General features: G+C 68.3%; 13 protein-coding genes. 8 read left to right on the top strand and 5 right to left on the bottom strand.

Annotated elements, in window-relative coordinates; translation table 11 throughout:
• Positions 1 to 311 precede the first annotated feature (311 nt).
• The 5 genes from PCA_RS12005 to PCA_RS11985 form a co-directional block, all read right to left on the bottom strand.
• Positions 312 to 1,712 (bottom strand): HDOD domain-containing protein, encoded by a 1,401-nt coding sequence (locus PCA_RS12005; protein ID WP_255436819.1) that lies wholly within the window; start codon positions 1,710 to 1,712, stop codon positions 312 to 314.
• Positions 1,675 to 2,112, bottom strand: coding sequence for a flagellar protein FlgN (locus tag PCA_RS12000; protein WP_181302855.1), 438 nt, complete (start codon positions 2,110 to 2,112; stop codon positions 1,675 to 1,677). Before PCA_RS12000 ends, PCA_RS12005 begins: the two co-directional genes overlap by 38 nt.
• A complete protein-coding gene (flgM, locus tag PCA_RS11995; RefSeq protein ID WP_181302854.1) occupies positions 2,109 to 2,432 on the bottom strand; it encodes a flagellar biosynthesis anti-sigma factor FlgM in 324 nt (107 codons plus the stop codon). The genes PCA_RS12000 and flgM overlap by 4 nt, the downstream gene beginning before the upstream one ends.
• 101 nt (positions 2,433 to 2,533) lie before the next feature.
• A complete protein-coding gene (gene flgA, locus PCA_RS11990; RefSeq protein ID WP_181302853.1) occupies positions 2,534 to 3,235 on the bottom strand; it encodes a flagellar basal body P-ring formation chaperone FlgA in 702 nt (233 codons plus the stop codon).
• Positions 3,232 to 4,536 (bottom strand): methyl-accepting chemotaxis protein, encoded by a 1,305-nt coding sequence (locus tag PCA_RS11985; protein WP_181302852.1) that lies wholly within the window; start codon positions 4,534 to 4,536, stop codon positions 3,232 to 3,234. Before PCA_RS11985 ends, flgA begins: the two co-directional genes overlap by 4 nt.
• A 178-nt stretch (positions 4,537 to 4,714) precedes the next feature.
• On the opposite strand from PCA_RS11985, the gene PCA_RS11980 reads away from it, so the two are divergent.
• From PCA_RS11980 to flgH, 8 genes are all read left to right on the top strand, one after another.
• Complete coding sequence (locus PCA_RS11980; RefSeq protein WP_181302851.1) at positions 4,715 to 5,647, top strand: chemotaxis protein; 933 nt, start codon at positions 4,715 to 4,717, stop codon at positions 5,645 to 5,647.
• Positions 5,648 to 5,807: 160 nt separating this feature from the next.
• Positions 5,808 to 6,221, top strand: coding sequence for a flagellar basal body rod protein FlgB (flgB, locus tag PCA_RS11975; protein WP_181302850.1), 414 nt, complete (start codon positions 5,808 to 5,810; stop codon positions 6,219 to 6,221).
• Positions 6,221 to 6,649: a flagellar basal body rod protein FlgC gene (gene flgC / locus PCA_RS11970; protein WP_181302849.1), complete on the top strand. Its 429-nt coding sequence runs from the start codon at positions 6,221 to 6,223 to the stop codon at positions 6,647 to 6,649. Before flgB ends, flgC begins: the two co-directional genes overlap by 1 nt.
• Before the next feature lie 10 nt (positions 6,650 to 6,659).
• Positions 6,660 to 7,328 carry a flagellar hook capping FlgD N-terminal domain-containing protein gene (locus PCA_RS11965; RefSeq protein ID WP_181302848.1) on the top strand — a complete coding sequence of 223 codons (669 nt, stop codon included), beginning with the start codon at positions 6,660 to 6,662 and terminating at the stop codon, positions 7,326 to 7,328.
• Between the two features lie 35 nt (positions 7,329 to 7,363).
• A complete protein-coding gene (flgE, locus tag PCA_RS11960) occupies positions 7,364 to 8,584 on the top strand; it encodes a flagellar hook protein FlgE (RefSeq protein WP_181302847.1) in 1,221 nt (406 codons plus the stop codon).
• A 20-nt stretch (positions 8,585 to 8,604) separates the two neighbouring features.
• Positions 8,605 to 9,345, top strand: coding sequence for a flagellar basal-body rod protein FlgF (gene flgF, locus PCA_RS11955; RefSeq protein WP_181302846.1), 741 nt, complete (start codon positions 8,605 to 8,607; stop codon positions 9,343 to 9,345).
• Positions 9,346 to 9,371: 26 nt separating this feature from the next.
• The gene (gene flgG / locus PCA_RS11950; protein WP_181302845.1) at positions 9,372 to 10,157 is read left to right on the top strand and encodes a flagellar basal-body rod protein FlgG; all 786 of its coding nucleotides are present in this window, start codon (positions 9,372 to 9,374) and stop codon (positions 10,155 to 10,157) included.
• A 15-nt stretch (positions 10,158 to 10,172) separates the two neighbouring features.
• Complete coding sequence (gene flgH, locus PCA_RS11945; protein WP_181302856.1) at positions 10,173 to 10,850, top strand: flagellar basal body L-ring protein FlgH; 678 nt, start codon at positions 10,173 to 10,175, stop codon at positions 10,848 to 10,850.
• Positions 10,851 to 10,971: the final 121 nt, after the last annotated feature.

Raw genomic sequence — 10,971 nt, 5'->3', positions numbered from 1 at the left:
GCATGCAAGAGTAGGTCACCGCCAGGGGCTTTATCCCTCGAACGCCCTCACCGATCCCGGTGAGGGCGTTTGCTTTTGGAAGTTCGTCGTGAGTGCCGGGTATGCAACGCGGCCCGGGGCCACGGCGACGCCACGGGGTCTGATAGTGAGCATGATGGCCTGCTCGGCGTCATCGCTATGGGCACAGTCATGAAGGCTTGACGTGGCAGATCGGCGGCGCGCACTGCTCTGCAGTCCGTGGCGCGCGGCCCAGCGGTCATCCAATGCACTCCGGACCGCGGGAATACTCGCGGCCTTGCGCATGAATCCGATTACTGCGTGCTTTTTCCGCTGGTGCTGGCGTAGACCTGATCGGCCCACTGGGTGGCATTCAGGTAGCTGGCGGCCAGGCGCTGGATGCGCTGCGGGGGTACCTGGGCGCTTGCCAGTTCGTTGGCTTCCCAGGCGAGAACCTGCTGCAGGATCGGAGTGAACGGGCCGTTCCGACCGGTCAGCGAGTCGCAGATCTCCGGGGCCAGGCGCAGTTGCGGCAGCAGGAAATCCAGCGGCGCGCACATCAAGGTGTCCAGCAGCGAGAACAGGCCGACGGTGAATGCCATCTCGACCTGCTCTTGCGGCATGCCCTTGGCCAGGTCCTCGCACATGTGCGCGCGGATCAGCGCGGCGCGCAGGAGCTCCGGTGGCCGATCGTCCATGCTGCACATCGCCATGGTGTCGACCCAGTTGCGCATGCGGGTGACGCCGAAGAAGATCGCCGCCTGCTGCACCGACTTAAGCTGCCGCGGCAACGCGAAATAGGCCGAGTTGACGCAGCTCAGCAGCTTGTAGCTGAGCACGGCGTCGTCCCGGATGATGTTGCCCAGTTCGACCGGCCCCGGGTTGCTTTCGTGCAGAACGCTCATCAGGCGCAGCATGCTCAGGCGGTTGGCGGTCAGCACGGGGACGGCAACCGGTTGCGGGACCAGCAGATGACGCCCCTGGACCGCCTCGATCGGCAGCGTCAGGCAGCGTTCGTAGGTGGAATGGTCGTTGACCTTGCCAGCCACCACGTGCAACCCGCGCGCGTGCAGATACGCGGCGCGCTGCGTCAGCAGCTCCGGCGCCAAGCGGGCGGCATCGAGCCGCACCAGTTGCACCATGTGGAGCAGGGTTTCGAACGGCCGGCCCTGCTCGAGATCCTGGACGCCCACGTCCAGCATGAACTGGCAACCGCGCTGTGCCATCGACTGCAGGCGTTTCATCAGCGCCGCATCCTCGGCCACGTGCGGTTGCAGCACCACGCCCAGTCGCGGCTGGTGCAGCAGCACGTCGGCGTCTTCCGGAAGCAATTCGGCCGGGAGGTTCAGGAAAGCGCGGTTGCTGCGCACCAGGCGGGTCAACGCGCCATCGGTGATCATTCCCAGCACGCTCTGCAGCAGCATCGGCTCGTCGCCGCTTTCGCGATGGAACAGGATCTCGTAGCCGAACAGCTCGCGCTCGCGGTTGAGCAGAGGCACGCGCAGCACTGGCAGTGGCGGGGTAATGCCTTCGGGGGCCGGAGGCTTGAGGGCGGCAGAGGCGGAGTGGCTCGAGGGGGTCATGATCGATCCGGCGTCGCGTTTGACGTTGAAGCGGGCCGCAGCAGACGGCTCGCCGGAGTTGCTCCAGTAAATGCGGGAAGGGCTCAACTCGGCATCACGCAGCTGCCAGCGGCCGGGAACGCGCGTCGGCATGCAGTTCGCCGCTGCGGTCGTAGTAACTGCTGTCGCCGTCCGTTCCGGTCAGGACCGCGAGCGCCTGGCGCACCCGCTGCAGGTGCTGGCTGACGATGCTGCCGTTGCGCTGGTTGAGGCGATGGCAATGTTGCAAGGACAGCACGATCGTGTCCCAGGCCGGGTCAGGTACCTGTGGTTGTTCACGCGCCAGCAGGCAGCGCTCCGCATCCAGTTGTTCGAGTTGCTGCATCAATGCCTGCTTGCGCGTGCCGGCTTGGTCCAGCGCCGCCATGTCGCCGCCCTCCAGAGCCGTGCGTTCGGCTTCGAGCACCTGCGCGAGTTGTTCCAGTCCCTGGCGCATTTCGCCCTGCACCGTGGCAAGGGCCTCCGCGAACTCTTGGCGCAGAGGCCGGTTCATGACTTGTCCACGCCGCCGAGCTGCCGCTCCATGGCGAGCAGGCGATCCGCAATACGGTTGGCATCGATCTTGTAGCTGCCGTCGGCCAGCGCCTGGCGCACGCGTTCCACCCGCTGCGAGTCCACCGGAGTGGCGTCGGTGCGGGCGGCTTGCTGCAGCGCCTTGGCCGAGTCGGTCAGCTTGAGCTGGTCGTCGGCCCGGGTGGGCGCAGCCTCCGAAGCGAGGACCCCGGCGGATGATTCCGCCGCCGCACCGTTGCCCGGCTGGCTGGCAACCTGCGGGAGTTTCGGCAAGCCGTTGTTAGAAATGGTCGTGCTCATGCGTCCGTTCTCGCTGCGGAGTGGCCCTGTGGGTAGGGAGTCGGCCCGATGCGCGAAAACTTTAGGGGCCTGGAATGGGGTGTGGAAGGTATCGTGGGCATTCAGGGCAGCGCCAGCACCATGCCGGGAGCCTGGACCATCGTGTCGACCACCTTGCCCGAGCCCTCGTTGCGCACGCGCAGGCGGGCGCCATTGTCGCCGCTGCCCAGCGCGATGCCGACGGCGCGCACCACGATGTCGCCCTGCTGGGCCACCACCTGCACGCGATCGCCTGCGCGCACCATGCGCCGGCCACCCAGCGCGGCGAGAGTGAGTACGCTGCCTTCCGGCAGCGCGCGCGCGAGGGTGCGCCCCGCCGCCTGGTCGAGGTGGTCGAGGTAGCCGTAGCCGAGCCGGGTCACGTCGCGCTGCTCGGCGCGTACGTCCGCCTGATCCAGTCCGTCGCCGCGCAGCAACGGCCGGCTGCTCACCAGCACCGCACGGAACAGTTGCAACTGCACCTGCACGCGCACGGTCCAGCCGTCGGATTGGGGGCAATGCACGGGGACACTCAGGCGGGACACGGGGCGGGCGGCATCGGCAAGCGTGGCGCGCAGCGGCAGCGTGCAGGGCGCCAGCCGCAGGCGTGGATCCAGCGGCAGGGCTTGGACTACCACGCGGCTGCCTGGCAGATCAAAACGGACGTGCACCGCCTGCTCGGCGGCGGCGCGCACGGCGTCGGGCGACGGCAGCGCGGCGAGGCTGGGGCCCGGCCACGTCAGGCCCAGCCACGCGATGGCAATGCTGGCGCGCCGGGCGCTCACGCGTCCGCCAGCAGTTGGTCGAGCTGCCCCAGCAAGGCCTCGCGAGCGCGTTCGAGCTGCTGCGCCAATACCGCCGCCTGTGTGGCCTCGCCGTCGCACAGCAGTGCGATAAAACGATCCCCCTGTTCGCACAGCTGGGCGCCGGTGCCCGCGAGTTCGGTGCTGGCCGGATGCGCCGGATGCAGCGCGCCCAGCCGCTGCACGCTGCGGCGGATCGCGTGGGTGTCGAACCAGCGGCGATCCAGCGCTGCCGGTTCGAGCAGGGCCAGTTCGGCTGCCTGGCGCAGGTTGAGGGAGGCTTCGCGCACGGTCAGGCTGAGGCTGCCTGCATCGTTGCCGCTGACGCCCTCCAGCCAGTCCAGGCCCAGCCGGTGGGCGAGCAGTGCGGCGCGCTGCAACGCATCGGACTGGCGGCGTGCCTCGCCGGCGCGGCGTTGCAGCGCGCCCAGCGCCGCCTGCACGCCGGTGGCGCGCACGTGCTGGGCGTCGTGGTTCTGCTGCAGCTTGCGGACGCGCACGCAGGCCGCGTGCAGCGCCTGGTTGCCTCCATCGAGGGAGGCGCCCGACCGTGACGCACCCGCCTGGGCGCGCTCCAACTGCTGCAGGCTGTGCCGCACGTCGCCATCCAGTTGGGTGGAAAAGTCGCCGATCGAGCCGGTGACGCCCTCGATCTCGGCAGTGGTGAGGGCGGTTTTTTCCGCCAGTTGCTTGACCTCGTCGGCGACCACGGCGAAGCCGCGGCCGGCCTCGCCGGCGCGGGCAGCCTCGATCGCGGCGTTCAGCGCCACCAGGTTGGTCTGGTGGGCGATGTCCTGCACGGTGGAGGTGAGCCTGCGGATCTGCTCCACCTGCTCGGCCAGCTTGCTCTGGTTGCGGTTCATCGCCGCCAGCACGCTGCGCAGCAACCGCAGCTGACCGTCCAGCTCGCTGACCTGGCCGCTGCCGGCCTGGCTGGCGTGGCTGGCCTGTTCAAGTTCGGCGCCCACCTGTTGCAGGGCCGTCGAGATGCCGGCGCAGCCATCCGTCAAGCGATCGACGTTGCCGCGGCCATCGGCCGCCGCCTGGTCGAATGCCGACTGTTCGCGCGCAAGTTGCTGTACCGCAGCCAGCACCAGGCTCTGCTGCTCCACCGCCTGCAGCGCCACCGCCGCGGGCGGCCGGCTGGCGGCGCGCGCCAGCAGCGGCGCCAGCGCCCGCGCGGAGCGCGGGTACCGGCGTCGCAGTGCGGCCAGGCGCGCCTCGTCGCCGGCTGCAGCGGCTTCCACCAACGCGACGAGATGCTGATTCCAGATCAGGCTCATGGGACGGACATCACCTTTGTCGAATGGCGGCGGGGCATACGGGGGACTGCATCGTCCAAAACCGCCGCGGCTTGAGAAAGCAATCCGCGTGCCACCGTCCGGCTCAAGCATGAGGCGTTGCGGTCGATAGCGTTCGCATATGGCCGCTGCGACGGCGCGTCATTTGCGAGGAATCCGCATGGGTGGCACGCTGCTGGAAAAGGTGGAGCAACACACCCGGCTCGCCGGCCACAATCGCGTGGCCATGCTGCTGTTCCGGCTTGGCGATGCGCAGCTGTTCGGCATCAACGTGTTCAAGGTGCGCGAGGTGATGCGCCGTCCGCCGCTGGAGCGTCTGCCGGGCGTGCATGCCTTGCTGGCTGGCAGCTGCGACTATCGCGGGCAGACCATTCCGGTCATCGATCTGGCCGCTGCGCTGGGCTATCCGCCGTTGCGCGACGTGGGCTCGGCGCACCTGATGGTCACCGAGTTCAGCCGTTCGGTGCAGGGTTTCCTGGTCGCCGACCTGCAGCGCATGGTGCAGTGCGACGGCGCCCGGTTGGAAGCGCCGGCCACCACGCTGGGCTTCGGCGCGCTGGTGAATGCGGTGACCCGCGTGGATGGCGCGCTGCTGGCGGTGGTGGATGTGGAGCAGGTGCTGGCCGGCATCGATGCGGCGCCGGCCGGGCTCTCGATGCAGATGCAACGCCTGGCCGGTGCGTATGCGCTGGCGCCGCGGCGGGTGATGGTGGTGGACGATTCGCTGATCGCGCGCCGTCGCCTGGTCGAATTGTTCAGGCAGATGGAGATCGAGTGCGTGGTGGCGCAGGATGGCCGCGAAGCACTGGAACGCCTGCACGAGCTGGCCGCTGCCGATCCGGCCGATGGCGTCAGGCTGGTGGTCTCCGACATCGAGATGCCGCGCCTGGACGGCTATGCGCTGACCCGTGCGATCCGCGGGGCGCCCGAGCTGTGCCGCCTGAAGGTGCTGCTGCACAGCTCGCTCAGCGGCGTCTTCAATGAGGCGATGGTGAGGGAGGTCAAGGCGGACCGCTTCATCGCCAAGTTCCAGCCGGAGCTGCTGGCGCAGGCCGTGCTGGAACTATTGCCGGCGGAAGCGCTGGCCGACTGACGGCGCAGCCCCGCGGCGCGTCAACAATCCGACTCCGCCGTGGCGCCGCCTGTACGGCGCTGCGGCACGAAGCCTGCCAGGCCAGTCGTGGCAAGGGTTCCGGCGTGGTGGCATGCAAATTGCTTCCGGCTACCTGCGGCAATCGCACGCGGAGCCACCGATGAGTCCCATCACGCAAAACCCGTTCGGCATCCACACCCAGGCGCTGGATCTGTGGCAGCGCCGTGCCGACGTGCTGGCCAACAACCTGGCCAATGCCGACACGCCCGGCTATCTCGCGCGCGACATCGACTTCCGCAAGGCGCTGGCCGCGGCCGGCGGCAATGGCGACGGCAACCTGCCGCTGCAGGCGCCCGCGGCCGGGCAGATCGGCGACGGACCAGCCGCGGGGCAGGGCTTCGCGGCGCTGGCCTACCGCGTGCCCACGCAGCCCAGCATGGACGGCAATACCGTCGACGCGCAGGTCGAGCAGGCCGACTTCGCCGGCAACAGCGTGCACTACCAGGCCAGTCTTTCCTTCATCACCGCGCAGATCCGCATGCTGCGCACCGCCATCTCCGGAGGGCAGAGCTGATGTCGCTCTTTTCCATCTTCAATGTGGCCGGTTCCGGCATGGCCGCGCAGTCGCTGCGGCTCAACACCGTGGCCAGCAACCTCGCCAACGCGGAAAGCGTGTCCGCCACGCCCGAGGGCGCCTACCGCGCACGCGAGCCGCTGTTCGCCGCCGTGCACGGGCAGCAGGCGGCCGGCGAAAGCCGCGATGCAGTGGCAAGCAAGGGCGTGCAGGTGCTGGGCATCACCGAGAGCCAGGCCGCGATCGCGCAGCGCTACGAGCCGGGCAACCCGCTGGCCAACGCGGACGGCTATGTCTATGCCAGCAACGTGAATCCGGTGGACGAGCTGGTCAACATGATCTCGGCGTCGCGTTCGTACCAGAACAACGTCGAGGTGATGAACAGCGCCAAGCAACTGATGCTCAAGACCCTGACCCTGGGTCAGTGAGGCTGCCGCCATGACCACCAGCGTGAACACCATCCCCGGTGCCGGCAATGCCTCGAACGCGGCCGGCGCGGCCCTCGGCAGCACGATGAATCAGGCCGACTTCCTGAAGCTGCTCACCACCCAGTTGCAGGCGCAGGACCCGACCAACCCGATGGACAATTCCCAGTTCGTCTCACAGCTGGCGCAGTTCAGCCAGCTCGCTTCGATGCAGGACCTCAACACCAGCGTCAACAACCTCTCCGGCCAGATCACGAGCTCGCTGCAGTCCTCGCAGGTGCTGGGCTCGGTCGGGCTGGTGGGGCGCCACGTGCTGGTGCCGTCGGCCAACCTCAGTTACGCCGGCAGCGCGATGAACGGCGCGGTGGGCGTCACCGGAGCCACTGCCAATGTGCAGGTCGTGATCAAGGACGGCACCGGCCACGTGGTCCGCACGCTGGATCTGGGCACGCAATCGGCGGGCCTGGCCCGCTTCGACTGGGACGGCATGGACGACGACGGCAAGCCGCTGCCCCCGGGCGAGTACGGCGTGACGGCCGCCGATGTGGGCGGCAGCGCGCTCTCCACTTATGTCGACGGCACGGTCAGTGGTGTGGGCTACGGCGGCAGCGATGTGGGTACGTATGTACAGGTAAGCGGCGTGGGCGGCGTGCCGCTCAGCGCGATCGCGCAGATCAACTGATCGCCGACAACCAACCTTCCAGCGAGGAACCATCCATGGCACTCAACCAGGCACTCAGCGGCATCAAAGGCGCCCAGTCCGATCTCAACGTGATCGCCAACAACATCGCGAACGCGAACACCGCCGGCTTCAAGGGCTCGCGCGCGGAGTTCGCGGACATCTACGCGGTGACCGGCATCAACCTCAGCGCCACCGCGGTGGGCAGCGGCACGCGCCTGACCAGCGTGGCGCAGCAGTTCGCCCAGGGCGACATCCAGACCACCGGCAACAGCCTCGATCTCGCGATCAGCGGCAACGGCTTCTTCGTGGTCAACACCGGCAACGGCTACGCCTACACCCGCGCCGGCGCGTTCCACCAGGATCCGGCTGGCAACGTGGTGACCCAGGACAACGACAAGCTGCAGGTCTATCCCTACAGCAGCGTCAGCAACGGTTTTGACACCAGCACGCTCACCAACCTGAACCTGGTCACCGCGCAGAGCTCGGCCAAGCCCAGCACCGCGGTGGTGGTTTCGTCCAACCTGCCAGCGGACGCCACCGTGCCGACGCTGACCTTCGATCCGACCAACCCGGCCACGTTCAACCAGTCCACCACGTTCACCGTGTACGACAGCCTGGGCTCCTCGCACCAGGCCACCGCCTACTACGTGAAGACCGACACCAACACTTGGAACGTGAACCTGTACGTGGACGGCCACGCCGCCGGCACCCAGAACCTCGGCTTCGACGCCTCGGGCGCGCTCGCCGCGCCGGGCAACGGCATCGCCAGCTTCGCCGCGGTGGACTACGGCAACGGCGCAAATCCGCAGACGCTGTCGATCAACTTCGCCAAGACCACCCAGTACGGCACCGGCTATGCCGCCGGCACGATCAGCCAGGACGGCTACACCGCCGGCGCGCTGTCCTCGATCGACATCGACAATGCGGGCATCGTCACCGCGAACTACTCCAACGGCCAGAGCAGCAAGATCGGCCAGCTGGCGATGGCGAACTTCCAGAACCTGCAGGGACTGCGCCAGCTCGGCAGCGCCAGCTGGATGTCCAGTACCGACTCCGGCACCGCGGTGATGGGCACGGCCGCCAGCGGCCAGTACGGCACCATCCAGTCAGGCGCGCTGGAGGAATCCAACACCTCCGACACCACCCAGCAACTGGTCAACATGATCCAGGCGCAGCGCAACTACCAGGCCAACGCGCAGGTGCTGTCCACCGACAACACGCTGGCCAGCACGCTGTTCAACGCCGTCTCGCGCTGAGCGCCCCGGGATCAGTCGCCATGGACCGTTCCGTCTACATCGCCATGACCGGGGCCACGCAGATCATGCGGGCCCAGGATGTGGTGAGCCACAACCTGGCCAACGCCACCACCACCGGCTTCAAGAGCGAGCTGGACGCATTCCGCGGCCTGCCGGTACTGGGCCCGGGCAGCCCCACCCGGATCAACGCGGTGGCGCAGAGCCTGGGCCGCGACGACAGCCAGGGCGCGCTGCAGCAGACCGGCCGCGCACTGGACGTGGCGGTGCGCGGCACGGGCTGGATCGCGGTGCAGGCGCCGGACGGCAGCGAGGCCTACACGCGCGCCGGCAACCTGCAGCTCACCGCCGACGGCACGCTCACCGACGCAGCCGGCAACCCGGTGATCGGCAACGGCGGCCCGGTCAGCGTCCCCGACAGCGCGCAGATCGTGATCGGCAACGACGGCACCATTTCCAGCGTGCCGCTGGGGCAGGGGCCGAACACGCTCACCCAGATCGACCGCATCAAGCTGGTCAACCCCGATCCCGCGCAACTCGCCAAGGAGGCCGACGGCTTGCTGCACCTGGCCGGCGGCGCCACCGCCGATGCCGACCCCGGCGTGCAGCTGGCGTCGCAGGCGCTGGAAGGCAGCAACGTCAATCCCTCCACCGAGCTGGTGCGGATGATCGGGCTGTCGCGCCAGTACGAGATGCAGGTGCGCTCGATCAAGACCAGCGAAGACAACGCCGACGCCAGCCTGAAGCTGCTGCAGGCGAACTGAACCCGACACCGCTAGCGGAGCCACGCATGTTCTCCTCCCTCTGGATCGCCAAGACCGGCCTCGACGCGCAGCAGACGCGCCTCGACGCCATCTCCAACAATCTGGCCAACGCGAGCACCACCGGCTTCAAGTCCTCGCGCCCCGCGTTCCAGGACTTGATGTACCAGAACCTGGGTCAGCCCGGCGCGCAGACCACCGAGCAGACGCAGTCGCCCTCGGGCCTGCTGATGGGCACCGGCGTGCGCGTGGTGGCGAACGAGAAGCTATTCACCCAGGGCGCGGTCAGCCAGACCGGCAACTCGCTGGACGTGGCCATCCAGGGCCGCGGCTTCCTGCAGGTGAGCATGCCCGACGGCACCACTGCCTACACCCGCGACGGCTCGCTGCACACCGACGCGAACGGCCAGATCGTCACCGGCGACGGCTACCCGATCGAACCGGCGATCACCCTGCCGCAAGGCGTGCAGAGCATCACCATCGGCAACGACGGCACGATCAGCGCCACCGTGCCGGGACAGGCCGCGCCGGTGCAGGTAGGCTCGTTGCAGCTCGCCGATTTCGTCAATCCTGCGGGCCTGCAGTCCACGGGCCAGAACCTGTACCTGGAGACCGCCTCCAGCGGCACTCCGCAGACCGGCCAAGCCGGCCTGAACGGCATGGGCACCTTGCTGCAGGGTGCGCTGGAGTCCTCCAACGTCAACGTGGTGGAGGCGATGGTGGACATGATCCAGACCCAGCGCACCTACGAGATGAACTCCAAGGCGATCAGCGCCGCGGACGGCATGCTGCAGACCATCACCAACAAGACCTGAGGCCGACCCGTGCGCATCACCGTGCTTTTCCCGCGCCTTGTCGCCGCGCTTGCGCCGGCCATGCTGGCGGCCTGCACCGCGCTGCCGCCGCGCGACGATGCGCAATGGGCGGCCACCGCGCCGGTGGCCGCCGCCGCCGCGCCGGCGGCCGACGGCGCGATCTATCACGACGAACAAGGCATGGAGCTGTTCACCGACCCGCGCGCGCATCGCACTGGCGACATCCTCACCATCGTGCTGGTGGAGAACACCCAGGCGGTGAAGAAATCCAACACCAGCACCAGCAAGACCGACAAGAGCAAGATCGGCGCGCCCACCTTGTTCGGCAAGACAGCCAGCTTCCACGGCAACCCGGTCGGCTTCGGCACCGATGGCGAGCGCAGCTTCGACGGCGGTGGCTCCAGCAGCCAGAGCAACCAGCTCAGCGGCAACATCACTGTCACCGTGGTCCAGCGCCTGGGCAACGGCAACCTGCTGGTGCGCGGCGAGAAGCTGCTGACCATCAACCAGGGGCAGGAGCTGGTGCGCATCGCCGGCATCGTGCGCCCGCAGGACATCGGCCAGGACAACACCGTGGCGTCCACCCGCGTCGCCGACGCCAAGATCGCCTATACCGGCCGCGGCAGTCTGGCCGACGCCAACACCCAGGGCTGGCTGTCGCGCTTCTTCAATTCCCGGTGGATGCCCTTCTGAAGATGAATACTCACTGGGCCACGACGATGAGGGTTGCGCCGAAGTCCGGCATGGCGAACCCGAATAGCGCATTCGCCCCCTCTCCCCTCCGGGGAGAGGGGGCGAATGCGCTATTCGGGTT

It is taken from the genome of Rhodanobacter sp. PCA2, from assembly GCF_013620825.1.
Lineage (GTDB): Bacteria > Pseudomonadota > Gammaproteobacteria > Xanthomonadales > Rhodanobacteraceae > Rhodanobacter_A.
This window is presented reverse-complemented; position numbering and strand designations above follow the sequence as displayed.

Bases quoted from the DNA above. Each gene is read 5' to 3' on its own strand.
- PCA_RS12005 (WP_255436819.1), bottom strand. From the start codon at position 1,712: ATGCCGACGCGCGTTCCCGGCCGCTGGCAGCTGCGTGATGCCGAGTTG.
- PCA_RS12000 (WP_181302855.1), bottom strand. From the start codon at position 2,112: ATGAACCGGCCTCTGCGCCAAGAGTTCGCGGAGGCCCTTGCCACGGTG.
- flgM (WP_181302854.1), bottom strand. From the start codon at position 2,432: ATGAGCACGACCATTTCTAACAACGGCTTGCCGAAACTCCCGCAGGTT.
- PCA_RS11985 (WP_181302852.1), bottom strand. From the start codon at position 4,536: ATGAGCCTGATCTGGAATCAGCATCTCGTCGCGTTGGTGGAAGCCGCT.
- PCA_RS11980 (WP_181302851.1), top strand. From the start codon at position 4,715: ATGGGTGGCACGCTGCTGGAAAAGGTGGAGCAACACACCCGGCTCGCC.
- flgB (WP_181302850.1), top strand. From the start codon at position 5,808: ATGAGTCCCATCACGCAAAACCCGTTCGGCATCCACACCCAGGCGCTG.
- flgC (WP_181302849.1), top strand. From the start codon at position 6,221: ATGTCGCTCTTTTCCATCTTCAATGTGGCCGGTTCCGGCATGGCCGCG.
- PCA_RS11965 (WP_181302848.1), top strand. From the start codon at position 6,660: ATGACCACCAGCGTGAACACCATCCCCGGTGCCGGCAATGCCTCGAAC.
- flgE (WP_181302847.1), top strand. From the start codon at position 7,364: ATGGCACTCAACCAGGCACTCAGCGGCATCAAAGGCGCCCAGTCCGAT.
- flgF (WP_181302846.1), top strand. From the start codon at position 8,605: ATGGACCGTTCCGTCTACATCGCCATGACCGGGGCCACGCAGATCATG.
- flgG (WP_181302845.1), top strand. From the start codon at position 9,372: ATGTTCTCCTCCCTCTGGATCGCCAAGACCGGCCTCGACGCGCAGCAG.